The sequence below is a fragment of the Nostoc sp. FACHB-133 genome (assembly GCF_014698055.1).
Taxonomy (GTDB): domain Bacteria; phylum Cyanobacteriota; class Cyanobacteriia; order Cyanobacteriales; family Nostocaceae; genus Nostoc.
Genome location: NZ_JACJSH010000001.1, coordinates 20,791 through 38,215, shown reverse-complemented (window position 1 = coordinate 38,215; position 17,425 = coordinate 20,791). Strand labels below are relative to the sequence as shown.

The 17,425-nt window shown below is 40.9% G+C and carries 15 protein-coding genes; 2 read left to right on the top strand and 13 right to left on the bottom strand.

Annotated elements, in window-relative coordinates; genetic code table 11:
* Nucleotides 1–499: 499 nt before the first annotated feature.
* Nucleotides 500–1,171 (top strand): Coq4 family protein, encoded by a 672-nt coding sequence (locus H6G86_RS00180; RefSeq protein WP_190932608.1) that lies wholly within the window; start codon nt 500–502, stop codon nt 1,169–1,171.
* A 261-nt stretch (nt 1,172–1,432) separates the two neighbouring features.
* On the opposite strand, the gene H6G86_RS00175 is transcribed toward H6G86_RS00180, so the two are convergent.
* From H6G86_RS00175 to H6G86_RS00150, 6 genes are all read right to left on the bottom strand, one after another.
* Entirely contained in the window at nt 1,433–1,807 is a 375-nt protein-coding gene (locus H6G86_RS00175) for a hypothetical protein (protein ID WP_190932607.1), read from the bottom strand.
* Entirely contained in the window at nt 1,797–2,804 is a 1,008-nt protein-coding gene (locus H6G86_RS00170) for an LLM class flavin-dependent oxidoreductase (RefSeq protein WP_190932606.1), read from the bottom strand. Before H6G86_RS00170 ends, H6G86_RS00175 begins: the two co-directional genes overlap by 11 nt.
* Before the next feature lie 135 nt (nt 2,805–2,939).
* Nucleotides 2,940–3,302: a hypothetical protein gene (locus H6G86_RS00165; protein WP_167306207.1), complete on the bottom strand. Its 363-nt coding sequence runs from the start codon at nt 3,300–3,302 to the stop codon at nt 2,940–2,942.
* A 381-nt stretch (nt 3,303–3,683) separates the two neighbouring features.
* Nucleotides 3,684–3,995, bottom strand: a complete 312-nt coding sequence (locus tag H6G86_RS00160; protein WP_012407155.1) for a hypothetical protein — start codon at nt 3,993–3,995, stop codon at nt 3,684–3,686.
* Between the two features lie 2 nt (nt 3,996–3,997).
* Nucleotides 3,998–4,279 (bottom strand): hypothetical protein, encoded by a 282-nt coding sequence (locus H6G86_RS00155; protein WP_190932605.1) that lies wholly within the window; start codon nt 4,277–4,279, stop codon nt 3,998–4,000.
* A 44-nt stretch (nt 4,280–4,323) separates the two neighbouring features.
* On the bottom strand, nt 4,324–4,746 hold the full coding sequence (locus tag H6G86_RS00150) for a hypothetical protein (protein ID WP_190932604.1): 423 nt from the start codon (nt 4,744–4,746) through the stop codon (nt 4,324–4,326).
* Between the two features lie 994 nt (nt 4,747–5,740).
* On the opposite strand from H6G86_RS00150, the gene cysK reads away from it, so the two are divergent.
* Nucleotides 5,741–6,700 (top strand): cysteine synthase A, encoded by a 960-nt coding sequence (cysK, locus tag H6G86_RS00145; protein WP_190932603.1) that lies wholly within the window; start codon nt 5,741–5,743, stop codon nt 6,698–6,700.
* Between the two features lie 217 nt (nt 6,701–6,917).
* On the opposite strand, the gene H6G86_RS00140 is transcribed toward cysK, so the two are convergent.
* From H6G86_RS00140 to ctaD, 7 genes are all read right to left on the bottom strand, one after another.
* Nucleotides 6,918–12,395, bottom strand: a complete 5,478-nt coding sequence (locus tag H6G86_RS00140; protein WP_190932602.1) for a trifunctional serine/threonine-protein kinase/ATP-binding protein/sensor histidine kinase — start codon at nt 12,393–12,395, stop codon at nt 6,918–6,920.
* Between the two features lie 207 nt (nt 12,396–12,602).
* The gene (locus tag H6G86_RS00135) at nt 12,603–13,088 is read right to left on the bottom strand and encodes an ArsC/Spx/MgsR family protein (RefSeq protein WP_012407150.1); all 486 of its coding nucleotides are present in this window, start codon (nt 13,086–13,088) and stop codon (nt 12,603–12,605) included.
* Nucleotides 13,089–13,144: 56 nt separating this feature from the next.
* Nucleotides 13,145–13,756, bottom strand: a complete 612-nt coding sequence (locus tag H6G86_RS00130; protein WP_190932601.1) for a cysteine dioxygenase family protein — start codon at nt 13,754–13,756, stop codon at nt 13,145–13,147.
* Between the two features lie 6 nt (nt 13,757–13,762).
* Nucleotides 13,763–13,930 carry a hypothetical protein gene (locus H6G86_RS00125; protein WP_190932600.1) on the bottom strand — a complete coding sequence of 56 codons (168 nt, stop codon included), beginning with the start codon at nt 13,928–13,930 and terminating at the stop codon, nt 13,763–13,765.
* 32 nt (nt 13,931–13,962) lie between these two features.
* Nucleotides 13,963–14,448, bottom strand: coding sequence for a hypothetical protein (locus tag H6G86_RS00120; protein ID WP_190932897.1), 486 nt, complete (start codon nt 14,446–14,448; stop codon nt 13,963–13,965).
* An 86-nt stretch (nt 14,449–14,534) separates the two neighbouring features.
* Nucleotides 14,535–15,134 carry a cytochrome c oxidase subunit 3 gene (locus H6G86_RS00115; protein WP_190932599.1) on the bottom strand — a complete coding sequence of 200 codons (600 nt, stop codon included), beginning with the start codon at nt 15,132–15,134 and terminating at the stop codon, nt 14,535–14,537.
* A gap of 534 nt (nt 15,135–15,668) precedes the next feature.
* A complete protein-coding gene (ctaD, locus tag H6G86_RS00110) occupies nt 15,669–17,357 on the bottom strand; it encodes a cytochrome c oxidase subunit I (RefSeq protein ID WP_190932598.1) in 1,689 nt (562 codons plus the stop codon).
* Nucleotides 17,358–17,425: the final 68 nt, after the last annotated feature.

Sequence of the window (17,425 nt, the reverse complement as noted above, 5' to 3'; positions counted from 1 at the left end):
ATTAAATTCTGTATGAGTGGATGATAGCGCAGCGTTAGCCAATACTACTCGGGTTTTAGATTTTGAACTCAGAATTGGGTTTGGGGAAAAGGTTAAAGGGGAAGGGTTAAAGGTTTTTTCTTTCCCTTTTCCCCTTCCCCTTTTCCCCTTAACCGACAAGTATTGCAGCGTTAGCGAGTCTGTGAGCGTCTGAATATTGGTTAAAACCTCGCCCCTGATGGGCGAAAAAAATTAAAATCGCCTTAAAACTCTATCCCTTTATGGGTAGAGTATTCTGAATTCTGTATTCTGACTCCTGTTTTATTAACTGTTTTTAATCTAATACGGTTTAGTAAAATCTAAAATTATTTGTCAAAGTCAATTTGTTAATTAGACATATTTATAGCAAAAAGTTTCGCTAAATACCTCTGAAGATTCATGAAAACCTGGATAAATATATTCCAATATTGAAGACTAAGATTTCAAGTAGCAAAATTATATCTCAAAACAGAGAATTACTATGGAGAATGTAATTACTTACAACAATGATAAAGGACTTCTTGCTTACATTCAATTCCTGGCATCTAGTGCCCTAAAATTTGGAGATGGTAATACTGATAGAGTATTTGACTTCGAGGACGCACTTGACCAAACAGAAATGGCACAGCTAGCTGTTAATGAACTAAAAAAAATCCCTGAAGTGAATACGTTGTTTACAGAACGCTGGCTACCAGCACCTTTCAATTTAGATGATTTAGGTAAACTCCCAGAGGGAACTTTAGGTCATGTTTATGCTAGAGAAATGAAAGCTAGAGGATTCGATCCCTACTTTTATAAAAAAGTTGCTGTTGTTGATGATATTTCCTATCTTAAAATGCTTTGGAGATCCACCCATGACATATATCATGTAGTCGCTGGATTTGACACAAATGGAATTGGTGAAATTGGTCTACAAGCTTTTTTCTTAGCTCAGACTCCAATTCCCATCAGCGTCATGCTTTTGAGTTTTGGCATGGTGATGATTAGCCTTTATCAACCTAATAATTTTAAAGCTTTGATGACAGAAATATCTCGTGGCTACAGGGTAGGTTCTCATACTCCAGGCAAGTTGATCGCGCAAAAATGGGATCAACTTTGGGATGTACAAGTCAGCGAAATTCGTGAGCGTCTGGGAGTGAATTCTATTTCGTAAAACTGGTATTTTGAGAGGTGGATTTGATAAAAATTGCAACACCCTGCACTTTAGGAGTACAGGGTGTAAAACAGCAGTAAAAATAAATAAGCTATATTTTTTGTGATTCCCAGTGTGTGCCCAATACTTTTCGGTTAAGGGGGAAAGGGGAAAGGTAAAGGGTTTGAATTTCCCTTTCCCCATTGCCCTTTAACCTTTCCCCAGACCAAAAGAGAGATTATTGGGTTTATCCGAAAAGTATTGAGTGTGTGCCTATTTACCTCAAAGCCAATCTCGATAAGCAGATATTTCATTTACGCTGATTTCAAACGGCATCCCCTTGCCAAATGGCGGATAAACGCGGATTTTTCCATTGCTAGCAAACCGCTCTAACCTATTACCCAACTGAGCAATATTGCTAACTATATGCCAGTAAGATACTAAGTCAGGGCAGTCAACAATTAATGTTAGGATGCTAGCATTTGTTGTGATATACCACTGACAATTAGACAATAAGACTCGCGTAATGCGATCGCAAGCTAGATAAAAGCATCTTCCAGTAGACTGTTCTAGCTCCATCTGCAACATTCCATCCTCTTTTGTTACCTCAGTGGGAGGTAAATCATCGGGAGGAAGCAGGTATAGTTTAGAAGACATAATTTCGCACCTCTTGGTTGTAGCGCGTCAAACTCTCCAGGTTTTTTTGCAAATCCGCAGACGAGGGTTTGAGGGCTAGGGTAGCTAAATTTAATTCGTCTTGAAATTTCTTGATTTTGTCTCGACAAGTCTCCACATCACCGATAATTGAGTTCTCAATCAAATAATCTTCGTCGAAACAAATATTTGTACGGTCAAATGGTTTTTGGTTGGAATTTGCACTATTCTGCAATACTTGAGCCGTATTAGCTTTCATTTTCTGGCTAAATTGGCGGATGAAAGGCAATGCCTCACTCACTGCTTCATCAAATGTTTTGCCAACATAAAAAAAGCGTGCCAGCACGAAGTTTTCTGCACCACTAGAATTTAAGGCTCGATATTTAGCAACAGTATCCTTCAATCTATGTAGGGAGAATGGCGGCCCACCCATCAAGCTGAAGGAATGTTTCGCGGCAAGTTCGATACCATCATCGCCGCCAGTGGCAACATACACTGGTACTTGACTCTGCAATGGTTTTGGGTAAATTGTCAGGCGATCGCACTGATAATACTTGCCATTAAATGATACATCAGTTTCATATAAAAGCTTTTGAACTAATGCGATCGCCTCTAGCATCTTAGGACGGGCTTCACTTGGGAGTGTCGCAAAATGCTTATTTTGTTGGGGAAAGGGGCCGCCTTTGGCAACTCCAAATAATAATCGTCCATTGCACAGGTTATCCAGAGTGGCAATATCCTCCGCTACCCGAATTGGGTTATGGAATGGCAGTAACACCGCCGCAGTGCCCAATTGGATAGTTGAAGTCAATCCCGCCAAGTGTGCCATTAACAGCAACATAGACGGGCTGAGATTGGATTCACTAAAATGATGCTCACTCACCCAGGCTGACTCAAAACCTAAACTTTCTGCCTGTTTTATCAGCGCGATTTGCTCAGAAATAGCACGACGAGCATCTTGGTGATGATTATCGTAATTGCAGAAAATTCCAGTTTTCATTACTTGCTTTGATACTTTGTGCTGGCTATTCTAGTGGTCAATAGGTTTGTAGTAAGCACTTTAGTGCTTCAATATTTGAGGACTAAAGTCTTCACGACAAACACCTTTACTCCTCTTCATTAATACGATCAAAGACTAATTTGCCACCCACTGCAACTCCAACCATAGCCGTGGGTTATTGTGTTTGATGTTCGACATCGGATCGCGCAATAATCGTTTGGCATTCATGCAGACTACCTGTACTAGACCCATATTGTCTGCAACTTCTCTGAGAATTTCTTTGTGGGCTTGCACATAGGAAATCATTTCGTCAGAGCAATAAATTCCTATATATTGCAACCGTCGAGCAGGTCGTCCCCAAAAACAGGTGATGACTTTCACATAACACCCATCTAGTAATTCCCCAACTTTTGGGTAGTAGTGGTTGAGGACTCTTGTGAATTCTTTGGCTAAGATATCTTCAGCAATCATTGGAACTGATATTTCTGTAGCGTCCATCACGCTATTTAATATAACATAATTTTATCAATTAAATATGACAAAATACCTTATAAGGCTTAAATAAAATATTAAATATTACATAAAAAAAGAGGTGTACCTTATTTGGTATCACCTCCGATTTGCGTAAAGCATCTTTATATTGAATGAAATATCAAAGTATTGATTTGAATACCTCGAACACGGCTATCAATACAAAACCCACCTCTGTGGGTTAGTTTTTAATTAGCGTGCAAGATTAACCGCGATTTCTCATCGACAGGTATATTTGCCAAGGATAGATGCTCCCAAATACTCTGATATCAAAAATCATGAATTCAAATAAAATGTATTTAATTAGCACATTTCAAGATTGAATTCTAAATGTTGAATTTTTAATTATTATCGAGCATTGCGTTCACAAACTAATACCTCTGCTATGATATCTGGCACATTTACAAAATCTGTGAAGCCTTCAGAACCACGTATTGGTGATATAAATGTATAGTTTGGATCGCAAGCTCCAGTGTCATATACTTGAATAAACCATCTATCGGGAAATCCTTCTACACCTAATTCCACAGTGTACCAACTCTCGCCAATCAGACGAGAGTTAAAGATTGTGAACCACTCCCGATTCTCTTCTGAAATATTCCAATCTGCCATGAGCAGTTCTAAAGCGATTTGTCCCGCATCCGTTGAAGTCAACAGCATTTTTACTCCTTATTGGCAGCTTCAGGATTTTCAACTTCAGTATTGGGAACTTCTGGGTATAAACCCAATTCTTTAGCTAGCTCACGCGCCACAAAAAATAAAAACTTGGCACCATCTTGATTGCCTTCATGGGCAAACATCGTTGCTACTTGTAACATTGTTTCTACGAAACCAGAGTCAATTAATTCTGGCTTAGATTCTAAAATTTCTGGTTCTTGACCATTAGGGCATTTGAGCAATTCATCAATCAGATTAAAATACAGTTGCTGGCGTTGTTCTGACATGGTGTTTTGTTTTGGTTGATTTTAGTGAGTTAATTGGGAATTGGTCACTGTTCGATACTTTGTTGCCACAGTCTTTCCAACATTTCAACTTGTTCTTTTAAAACAGCCGCACGATGTACAAGATATCTGTCGTAAAAGAGAATTCCAAACCCAACACAAATAGGAGTTAACAAGAAGAACCATTGCAAGATAGCGGCAAATTTATATTGTTCAGCAACAGTCAGCATTTGATGAATCACATTACGGTCAGAGGATTGGATGCTAGTCTGAGGGGAATGTGTAACCTCTGTCTGGGAAGCCAAGTCGGGAGCATTTTTGGTAGTCTTGTTAACTTCGTAGACTAAATTCTGGGATTTTACTAAATCCAGATGTCGCTCCCAAACTATGCCAAATACTACTAGTTCTGGAGAAAGCACTGTTAAAATAACTACGCAAACTGTAAGAACATTTAAAAGTTTGGCTTTCATCTTGGCTCTCCCTTGCTAGGTAGTATGCACCCAGTAAGAAAATATCATTTGCTGTTTATCTGAAACAGTTTTGATATTAAAATATGTGTAAACGGTAATTTTCACAATTATTAGCTGTCAGTTGGTTTTCTAATTATCACTGACTACTGACCACTGAAAAGTTACTAACATTTTCGCAAAACGTAGGATTATTCAATCAGAAAGAACACACTTAGATTCTCGAATGTGGTTTCATCTTACTCTCAAAAGGGAGATTAAGAAGTCCCCCCTAGTTCACTCAGCTTTCGCTCAGGAATGTTGGGGGGTAGAGGGGAATCTCTGCGTAAATCCTATACGATTTATATCAGTCGCTCTCCACAAAACAGTTTACCCTAGCTCTGTTAAGATTATTAAATTCATTAGAATAGTACTCAACGGCTGTAATCCTTATCAGATAAGTATTATAAAAAAATATTGGGGTATGGGTGCTAGTGTTTTTGAGATGGGGTGCTAGTGTTTTTGAAGTGGGGTTCTGGTGTTTTTGTACTCAATCTAAAAGCAATGTAGGCACAGCTTTAGAACTGTTTTTAATGCAAGTTTTAGTAGACAAAATCTGTACTCAAAAGTAAATATCGATATCTTTTGATAAAGATAAACTAATAAATTTAGAAAGTCCATTAAATATTTTGAAACTAAGTTATATTTCCCTAACAAATAGAGAATGATGATAAAAAATATTCATATATACAGAATTATAAAAATTGATCTTAGCCTAAGAGACAACAGTCAGCAATTCCAAATGGTAAAATAAAAGAATGGCGAACTAGACATCTGCTGAAGTGAGAATCAATGAGAGCATCTGATAAAAGTTCTTCCTAAACTTTCAGATTTTGTGGTTTAGTTAGAATACATAGTATATGCACTCATTGGCACTAAACTGCAAATTAAATACACAAAAGCTTATTGTTATAAGTAAATACTCTGTACTAAGATTTAGGATTTTAGGAGTTAAATAATGCGAATTGCTCAAGACATAACAGAACTGATTGGACGAACTCCTTTAGTTCAACTGAACAAGATTCCTCAAGCTGAGGGAGTAGTAGCAAGGATAGTTGTCAAATTAGAAGGCATGAACCCAGCAGCTTCGGTGAAAGACCGCATTGGGTTAAGTATGGTACTTTCAGCAGAAGCGGCTGGCTCAATTGAGCCTGGAAAGACTATTTTAGTTGAGCCTACTTCAGGTAATACAGGAATTGCTCTAGCGATGGTAGCAGCAGCACGTGGCTACCGTTTAATTTTGACAATGCCAGAGACGATGAGCCAAGAACGACGCGCTATGTTGAGAGCTTATGGCGCGTCTTTAGAATTGACACCAGGCGCGGAAGGAATGCGGGGAGCGATTCGCAAAGCCGAAGAGATTGTGGCTAATACTCCCAATGCTTTTATGCTGCAACAGTTCCGCAACCCTGCCAATCCTAAAGTTCACCAAGAAACTACCGCCGAAGAAATTTGGACAGATACAGACGGAGAAGTGGATATCGTCATTGCTGGGGTAGGTACTGGTGGGACGATTACCGGAATTGCAGAGGTACTTAAAGGTCGTAAAAAGACTTTTAAGGCGATCGCAGTTGAACCCAGCAACAGCCCAGTTCTCTCAGGTGGTGAAGCCGGGCCACACAGAATTCAAGGTATTGGTGCCGGATTTATCCCAGACGTTCTTCGCCTAGAATTGGTTGATGAAGTAATTAGAGTCAGCGATGAACAAGCGATCGCTTACGGGCGACGTTTAGCAAAAGAAGAAGGCTTATTATCTGGGATATCCTCTGGTGCAGCTTTGTGCGCTGCCATTCAAGTAGGTAAACGTCCAGAAAATGCCGGACGTTTAATCGTGATGATTCAGCCTTCCTTCGGCGAACGTTATCTCAGCACCCCCATGTTTCAAGACTTGTCATTAGAAACTGCTGGCGTGCGTTAAAGATAAGACTTACGCAAACAATAGTCAAAAAGAAAGATTTTCTTCTTAGGGCAATTCATGAATTGCCCCTACCGCGTGTATTGTTTCGTGAGTTTTAAAAGAGAGTAAGATTTGGTCTGGGGAAAGGTTAAAGGGCAATGGGGAAAGGGAAATTCAAACCCTTTCCCTTTCCCCTTTCCCCCAAAACCCGAAAAGTATTGCCTCCTACCCCCTACTTCTAAACGCCAACTACAACGTTCTTGCTGACTTTCTGACAAATTGGAATGCGGATTTGAAACTCTGCCCCCTCACCTGGTTCTGAGATGCAAGAGAGTGAGCCACCATGTTTTTCAGTGATAATTTGGTAGCTAATCGACAAACCCATACCTGTCCCTTTACCCACAGGTTTTGTGGTGAAAAAAGGATCGAACAAGCGGCGCTGAACAGACTCCGGTATACTTAAACCATTGTCTGCAATCCGAATTTCGATTTGATTAGCATCAATTTGTTCAGTGTAAATAGTTATGGTTGGAGTTATTATTTGTCCTTGATTATCCGCTAATGACTCTTCCAAAGCATCGATCGCATTACTCAATACATTCATAAACACTTGATTGAGTTGCCCTGCATAGCATTCCACTTGGGGTAGGTTGCGGTAGTGTTTAACAAGCTCAATACCAACACGATCTGACTTTTCTTTGAAGCGATGTTGCAGAATCATTAGGGTACTATCAATCCCCTGATGAATATCAACGGCTTTAATCTCGGCTTCGTCCATGCGTGAGAAGGTTCGCAGAGAAGCGACAATTTGCCGAATTCGGTCTGCTCCAACCCGCATAGAAGACATTAGTTTAGGTAGGTCTTCCAGCAAAAATTCTAAGTCAATTGCTAGAGCTTCTTCCTGAATTTCTAGATGGGGAGATGGGTAATGTTTTTGGTAAAGTTCCAATAGTCTTAGCAACTCTTGGGTATAGCCGTTGGCATGGGTCAGGTTGCCAAAGATAAAATTGACGGGATTGTTGATTTCGTGAGCAACGCCAGCTACCAATTGCCCTAAGCTTGACATTTTCTCAGTCTGCACAAGATGAGCTTGGGTTTGTTGCTGTTTGTACAGAGATTTTTCTAGTTGTTCGGCTTTTTCTCGCTCTCGCATTTCAGATGCTTGCAAAGCTTCATTATTAGCTTCCAGTTGTTGCGAATAAGCTTGTAGGTTGGTGTACAGACGGGCGTTCTCGATCGCAATCGAAATTTGTGCTGTCAACAGACTCAGGACATTCACTCGTTCTGAAGTAAAAGCACCAGGAATAAGATTATTTTCCAGGTAAAGAAGACCAGTAAACTTGCCAGAGTGAATCAGTGGTAGACACAAAATCGATTTAGATTGGTGAGTGCCGATATAATCATCAGCCGCAAAGCGAGAGTCTTTAACAGCATCGTCTAAAATCAGGCTTTCTCTGGTTCTTTCGACATAATTGAATAAGGCAACCGGAAGTGAGAGTAAATGAGTTTCATCTTCAAAGTTAACAACAACGCTAACGTTCTTACCTTCAATTACTCCCGTCGCTTCTAGCATCCATTGATTCTTATGCTTGACAATAAAGTAACCTTGTTGAGCGCCAGCATTTTCGATGACATTTTTCATCAATTTTTCGAGCAAGCGACTCAGCACCATTTCTTCTGACAAGACTTGTGAAGCTTTCATCACCGCCATCAAGTCGAGAATTTCAGCCCCTCCGCTAGTCGTGGAGCTTGTTTGAATATTGTGCAGGTAATTCGTTTCTAGTTTTTCTGTGTTTGATTGCACAATCAATTGCGGATAGCGTGCTTCTAAATCTTTGACTTTAGCGATCGCTCCCCAATGGCTATAGGTGTAGTAAGCATTTGTCATGTATGTTTGGGCAATGGCTTGTTTACCCCATGACCAATAGAATTTGGCAGCAAGTTCGTGAGCGATCGCTTCTTCGTTGATATACTCGTTTTGTTTGGCAAGTGCGATCGCCTTGTCATACATCTCGATAGCTTCGATTTTTTCCCCTAAAACCCGATGCCGCTCTGCCTCTACTAGATAGAATTTGTGTAAATGATTCGTTGGGGCATGATGCGCCCATTTTTGCATTTTTTCTTGATTAGCTTGGACGCGATCAATAATTGCGTGTTGTTCTGATGCTTGGCGATCTGGATATATCGCTAACCTTACTAAAGAATCGTAAAAATGAAATAGAGGAACAAGAGGCAATCCTACCACTACGTTTAAATACTTCTCTGCTAGAGCAGTATTTTCAATCGCTTCTGAGTAATTTTCAAACCAGTAACTAAGTAAAAGTTTGTTCCAATATATGTAGGCAACTCCCAATCTGTCGTTCGCTTGCTCGTGCAATTGAAACGCAATCTGCTCATCGCAGGCTTCACCCTTTAGAAGGCAGGGATTTTCACTTTTTCCGAGCAGATTTAATGTAGCCTGCCGATAGGTTTCTAGATAATGAAGCGGTGTTTCTTGCTTGATTTTATGAATAGCATCTCTATTGATAGCCATCTCTCTTTCAAGGACAGTCAGTTCTTTGCCGCTAAAGTAAGCGAGATAAGAGTACATTAGTAGACCATAAGCAGCAAATTCTAAATCACCTGTCTCCAGTCCGCTAGAGTAAACTGACACAAAAGGTTCTAAGGTTTCTCTCAGATGATCTTTCCAAGGTCGGATAAATGTATTTACTATCAGGAGTGTCTTGGCTTTGATTTCTTGAGCATTTAACTTTGACACTAGAGTTAAAGCTAATTGACCGAACTGATAACCTGAATCAATATCTCCTACAACTCCGCAAAGAAGAAGACCATAATTGGCATAAGCAAAGGGAGAGACAGAAGCATTACCATATTGAACGGATAAATTTACTTGTTTGCACACCGTCAAAGGCACCAGTGCTGGCGCAGCCATGTATGCAGGAGCAAAAATACTTGACATGATTCTCATCGCTGCTAATTTATAGCGATCGGTCATTTGAGGCAGGTTAACTAAATCTTCAATTCGCGTTCCACTCAAAATTGCCGCAGTTTCTCCTAGTGCCTGCCCAATATCTGACGCGTTCGGCTCTTGGGGAAACTCTACTCCTAAGAGTTTTAAAACTTGTAGCCCCGTACTAACCGCTTCTAGCAGCCTGTTCTGCCCTATGTAAGCTTGGATCTGGACTTCATAGACTTTCACTTTGTGCAGCAGCGTTTTAGCGCGCTTTAGCACAACCTCAACGCATCTCTGCATTCCTTCAAAATCACCGTTCAAAAAAGCTGCCTCTGCTGCTTCCTCATGCAGTGCTAATGTTAGGTCATACTGAGTGTGCCAACTATCTTCTGCTAACAATCCTAGACCGACTTGCAAATATTTGATGGCGGAATCGTGCGCTGTGGCTGCTTTTGCCCTTTTACCTGCGATCAGATTGAGTTCTACAAGTTGAGATTTTTCTGTTTCAGATATTAGTAAATCAGTACCATAATTCAGTTGGTTAACTAAAGCAAATATATTTTCTTTGCGTTCTTCTGGTGTAGTCTTTTGCAGCAGTAATTGACCAATTTTCAGATGCGTTGCTTTCTTCTGCTCATCGGGAATCAGAGAATACGCAGCTTGTTGTACTCGGTCATGTAAAAACTTGTAGTCAACTTTAACATCAGTTAAGGTAACGCCGCCTGAATCATCCTGAGTAAACGCTAAGGGAATTTTGTAATCCTGGTTTAACGGCAAAATTAGCCCAGCTTGAAGGGCTGACCACAATTGCGCCGCAGTTGTTAAAGAAGATGCTTCATTAACGATCGCTAATACATCCAGATTGAACGTGTTGCCAATACAAGCAGCCAGTTTAAGGACTTCCTGTGTTTCTGGTGACAGTTTGCGAATATTTCTCGCCGTTAATTCAACCACGTTTAAGTCGGTAAGACCGATCGCTTGAATATGTTGGATATCCCACTGCCAAACTCCAAACTGGAAGTCATACGTTAACAAGTCTTCTTGATGTAGAGTTTTTAGCAGTTGTGTTAAGAAAAAAGGGTTTCCTCCAGTTTTGTGAAATAATAATTCTGCTAGTGGCTTGCTGGCTTCTGTGTGATTCAAAGTATCGCTAATTAACGCTTCCACATCTGTTACCTGCAACGGTGATAAGACAATGTTATTCACCACTGCATTTGCTGTTTGAATCTTGTTCAAACCCATCATCAGTGAATGGGTAGGCGACACTTCGTTATCGCGGTATGCTCCAATTAACAATAAATATTTGCGCTCGCTATCTGTCATCAATAGCTCAATTAAGTTCAGCGATGCCGAATCTGCCCACTGCAAATCATCGAGAAACACAACCAAGGGATGGTCTTGGGTCGTGAATACGCCAATGAATTGCCCAAAAACGCGATTGAAACGATTTTGAGATTCAGCCGCACCCAGTTGTGTTACTGGTGGCACAGTTCCAATAATTAGTTCGACTTCGGGAATCACATCGATAATGACTTGCCCATTCTCTCCCAACGCAGTTAAGAGTTTCTCTTTCCAAACTTGGATTTGGGCTTCGCTTTCGGTAAGTAATTGCTGAATCAAGGATTGGAATGCTTGAATCAAGGATGCATAAGGAATATTGCGCTTGAACTGGTCAAACTTGCCTGCAATGAAATAACCCCTTGCTCCCACAATGGGTTTATGAACTTCATTGACGACACTCGTCTTTCCAATCCCCGAATAACCAGAGACGAGCATGAGTTCGCTACTATCACCTGCCACACGCTTAAACGCAGCCATCAATGTTGCTACTTCTGCTTTGCGGCCGTATAGCTTTTGCGGAATCAAAAAATGCCCAGATTTATCCTGTCTTCCCGGTACAAAGTTTTCAATCTTTCCAGTCGTTTGCAGTTGAAACAAACATTCCTCTAAATCCGCTTTCAGTCCCCAGGCGCTTTGATACCGCTCTTCTGCTGTTTTCGCTAATAATTTTAAAATAATTGCACTAATGGCTTCTGGCACATCTCCCAAGACGCGGCACACGGTTTCGCTACAGGGTGCGGCTGGCGTTTTGGCAATGTGACAGTGGATCAACTCCATCGCATCAACAGCTTCAAAGGGCAAAATACCCGTCAGCATTTCATATAAAGTTATACCCAGCGAATAAAAATCGGTGCGATAGTCAACCGCCCGATTCATTCTCCCTGTCTGCTCAGGTGACATATATGCAAGCGTACCTTCGAGCAAATTCGGATTGCTCAAGGTGGGATTTTCTTTATCAAGTCGTGAGGAGATACTGAAGTCAATCAGTTTGGCTTCGCCAGAATCGGGGTCAATTAAAATATTGTGCGGTTTAATATCTTTATGAATAATTTGTTGGGCGTGCAGTTCTCCTAAAATTTGTGCCAGATTAATCCCCACCTTGAGGAAAGTAATCAAGGTGGTTGTTTGAGTTGCAATTAGTTCTTGGAGCAAGCAACCCGGAATGTCTTCTAAAATTAAAGCCAGTCCATGCTGATAATTCTTTAATTCATAAGCTTTAACAATGCCAGGAATTTCCAGAGTCTCAATGATTTGATATTCGTGGCGCAGTCTAGCTATGTCTTCTAAGAGCGGATGTTCGCATAAGAGAGTTTTGATAATGACAGAGGCGTTATCAGTTTCTCGCCGTCCACGATAAATGACGGTTTTACTACCGGAGTGAAGGGTTTCGAGGAGTTGATAGCCAGATAAAGTAGCTGTCATTGTTTTTTATTCTTGCAATATTAAGCATACTTACTATGCCCATGCAAGTTTAGCTTTGTAACATTTGTGACAAAAAGCAGCATTATTTCACGAGATGTTACAAATACTAATTCACTCCAAACTTGTCTACTGAGTTTGAGAGCATTGTTACATCTCAAACTCAATAACTCAGGTTTTAACAGATTACCTCAGTGCAAAAGTCCTGTACTAATGTTTACAGTTGCCTTGCTTTTGGTGTTGTTGAGAACCTTGACCATGATTATGATCTTTACCGTGGGAACAATTTTGCAAATCTTGCTTCAAAAGCTTGTCGCTGATTTCTTGCAAGGATTCATCCACAGCTTGTAAGCCAATCCAAGTATCAATTTTTTGTACATCAAATCCTACCTCACGGCGATCGCCTACTTCTAACAAAGGACGACGAATTAGCAGTGGTTCTTTCAGCATCAACGCCAAAGCGGTTTGTTCATCCACTTTTTCAGGAACCACCTCACCAGATTTTATCTTGGGGGCGGAAAGATTAAACCATTCGACTACGGGGCGATCGCCAAAAAATGAGCGCAACCGTTCAGCTGTCCAAGCTTCTTTTAGCAGGTTCTGTGGTATCACCTCATGACCAGCAGCTGTTAGCAAAACTTTTTGCTTAACACCACCTTTACAACCTGGTTTGCTATAGAAAATTACCCTTGCCATTCAACTATCTCCTAATTACTCTTTAGCGCTAAAGCGCCAACTACGAACCGATGAAATTAAAAATTCCTAGCTTTATGGCTAACTAAGTCAAACTCAAACCTCTCATTCGGATCGGTTTCGCCATAAATATTAAAAGTCACAGTTGGTTCATCACCCACTGCTTCTACACTGTGAATTGCATCGGGAGTAAAGCTAATAATGTCTCCTGGGAAGAGAGTTACCTCTCCCGTTGCTTCAATCTTGTCCTGAAATTCTGGGCTATTGGTGCGTCGCCAAAAAGTATTTTTTTCCTGGCCTTTTAGCACCGCCACGATTCCCCATGTTCCATGATTATGAATGTTTGAACGGGTTCCCGGTGCAAATGTTACTGTTTGCACTGTTAACGGAAAACCCAATTCATCATATAGGAGTAAAACAGAGTTTCCCGTTTTGGGTGAAGGCTCTAAATGTTGACTTTGTACCCAGTAGGAATTTACAATCAAGCGCCTTACGAGCATCCGAATTTCTGGCAGACAACTGGTTTCATTGTCACTGCCATTGAGAACATCTTCCACCTCAGTTAAAAACCGATAAAGGCGGTAATTTTCTCTCAATAAATCCCAGGCTCTTACAGATTTACAGGCTTGATGCTGACCGTCCCCTGTTAGCAGCCAATCCCTACCTTTCATAACTGTTTAAATTGATAGCTGAGAAGATTGGATCACAATGATCGGTGAGACATTAGGAATATTACCATTACCTACAGGAGCTTTAGTAGGTATGGTAATCACAGGGAAGATAGAGTTACTATCGGTAGCTGCTCCTAATAGAGAATAGGATTTAGTAGATAACCAATTGTTCATGATTTTCACCTTGACTTTTCATTGCTGACTAATTAATCGTCTTCTTCTGCTGGACGTGTTAAAATATCGAGCAGAATCCCAGAACCAAAATCATTTTTTTCGTCTATCTGTTTGACTCTGGTGCTGATCTCTTTTGCTTGCTCAATTTCTCCTAACTTTGCTAGCACTAATCCAGAAGCAGCATAAGCATTTAAGTACAATCGAATTTGTGGATCTTCTTTGCGATTGACTAATATAGGCTGAAGTTGCTCCCAGTCATCAGGAAATTTCTCTAGTTCTTTAATTTTATCTAATAATTTAACTGTTGTTTGTAATGCAAGAGAATAATTATTTTTATAATAGAAAAATCTATATGCTGCTATCAATACATCTGTATTTTCACCAGTCTGTGCTAAAGCTTGTTGAATATATTTTTTGGATTCTGATGTATTTTCCCAGTTCTGTGCAGCTAAAATTAATAGGTTTTTGATGTCATCTGGAACCTGGAACCATGAAAATTTGTTTGCATCAAGTTGCATAATAATTTTTTGCGCGTAGGCAATAGGGAATAGGCAATAGGCAATAGTAAAAAAGTAATAATAATTACCAATGCCTAATGCCCAAGTTAAAACAAAGTGAGAACGTACACCAAGGTGAATAATACAATCCAAATAATGTCTACGAAGTGCCAGTAAATTTCTGTCATTTCGATGAAAGTATGATTAGTGGCAGAATATTCACCGGGAAGACGCGATCGCCACAATGCACGTAATATCAATAACAGTCCTACAAAAACGTGCAAACCGTGGAACCCGGTCATGATATAAAAGCAGTTGGCGAAGACGTTGGTAGTCAGTCCGTATCCCAATGTTGAGTACTCATAAACCTGACCAGCCAAGAAAATTGCACCCATGATTGCGGTAATTGCGTACCATAGTTGCATTCCCTTGACGTTATTCTTTTTAATCGCCGTATCACCAAAGTGAATGACGAAACTACTAGACACCAGAATAATGGTGTTAATCGTCGGTACGAGTAGTTCTACTTCACTCCCTTCTGGAGGCCAAACTGGTGTAATACCTCGGAAAAACAAGAAAGTGGCAAAAAATCCCCCAAACATCAGGGATTCAGAAGCGAGGAATGTCAACAATCCCCAAACTCTTAAATCTGGATGTTCTTCGTGTCCTGCACTGTGATCTTCGCTCGTGGTTGTAGCTATAGTCATAGATTTTTTGACAATATTACCTACGTCTGTTGTGGAAGCTTGAATAAAGAATGAAATCTGAATCAGCAAAATTTCCATTCTTTATCCAAAATCCTTGTTTAGCCAAACTCTTGGCTTGTTCAGAAATTCTCAAAATTCCGAGTTCCGTGTTCTGAATTCGGGCATCCGTTTATTGAATTCGGGTATCCGTTTATTGAATTCAGGTGTCCGTTTATTGAATTCGGGCATCCGTTTATTGAATTCAGGTGTCCGTTTATTGAATTCGGGTATCCGTTTATTGAATTCGGGCATCCGTTTATTGAATTCGGGCGTTCGTGTTCCAAGCCAATACAGTTCAGTTAAGCATCTCTTTCTTCTCTCTGCGTTCTCTGCGTTCTCTGCGCCTTGGCGGTTCGTTAAAAAAACGACTTTGGTAACAGAGTTTTAGCCTTAACTGAACCGTATTGGGTTCCAAGCTTGGAGTTTTGAGTTCCCAAATCTAATGACTAGAAATTTCAGTGACTTTGAGTGCGATCGCAATACTGAATTTAGCAACTAAGCACTAGCTTCCGGCGTTGCAGATGGCTGTACTTCATTACTATGACCATGACCGTAGTCATAAGGGCCATGAGTCACAACCGGCAACACTTCCCAGTTTTCAATTGCAGGTGGTGAGCTAGTTGTCCATTCTAAAGTCAAAGCTTGCCAAGGATTATCACCAGCCAAAGGCCCTTTCAACCAACTGTAGATCATGTTGATAGCGAAAGGAATTACCGATATCCCCAAAACAATTGAACCAAAGGTACAAATTTGATTGAGGTCGAGAAATTGGGGGTCATACATTGCCACCCGTCTGGGCATTCCTTTCAAGCCCAACTCGTGCATGGGTAAAAAGGTCAGATTTGTGCCGATGAAGGTGAGGGCGAAATGAATCCGTCCCAAGCTTTCATTCAACATTCGTCCGGTCATTTTGGGGAACCAGTGATAAATACCGGCATAAATGCCAAACACGGAACCGCCAAACAGAACGTAATGGAAATGTCCGACAACATAATATGTGTCATGGACATGAACATCAAAAGGCGCTGTTCCCATAGTTACACCACTTAAGCCGCCCATAACAAACATGGACAACAAACCAATGGCGAAAAGCATCGCACCGGTGAAGCGGATTTTACCACCCCAAAGGGTAGCAACCCAGGCAAAAATCTTTACGCCAGTGGGAACTGCAACAATGAGGGTGGAGATGGTGAAGAACATCCGCATCCAACCGGGTGTACCACTGGTAAACATGTGGTGTACCCAAACGAACAAACCCACAACGCAGATGGCTACACTAGAATAAGCGATCGCTTTATAACCAAAAATTGGCTTGCGGGAGTGAACTGGAATTACCTCCGACATGATGCCGAAGATAGGCAGAATCATTAAATATACTGCCGGGTGAGAATAAAACCAGAATAAGTGTTGATAAATTACAACGTTACCGCCTGCATCTGGTTTAAAGAAGGAAGTACCAAAGTTGAGGTCAAACAACAGCAGAACTAAACCGGCTGCTAATACAGGTGTGGAAAGCAACGCTAGAATGGAGGTTGCCAAGATTGCCCAGCAGAATAGGGGTACTTGATCCCATTTCATGCTAGGAACCTTCATCATCAAAATGGTGATTACGAAGTTCAGCGAACCCAAAATTGAGGAAGTTCCCACCAAAACGATCGCCAGTATCCACATAGTTTGAGCGATTGGTGCTGTCACCAAACTCAAAGGTGGATAAGCTGTCCAGCCAGATTGCGAACCACCAAAAATGAAACTACCTAATATGAGTAATCCTGCTGGTGGGTTTAACCAAAAGGCGATCGCGTTTAGCTTCGGAAACGCCATATCCCTAGCACCGACCATCAACGGCACTAAATAGTTACCAAATCCGCCAATAGCGCTAGGGACAATCCACAGGAAGATCATGATCGTCCCGTGATTGGTCATGAAAGCGTTATACAGATTGGGGTCGAGTACGTCTGATTCTGGTGTTGCCAATTCCACCCGCAGAGCGATCGCCATCAATCCGCCGATGAGATAGAAGACAAACGCCGTCACCAGGTATTGAATACCAATAACCTTGTGGTCAACATTAAATGTAAAATAATCTTGCCATTTCCACGCCTTCGGATGCGAGGTGTGGCCAGCCACCATTTTCGGTTTATTTTCTTCTGGTGGAGTATTCCGTGGAAATTCTACCTGCGTCATATTTTTATCCTTTGTCCTTTGTCATTTGTCTTTTGTCCGTTGTCTTTTGTCCGTTGTCATTCGTCAGT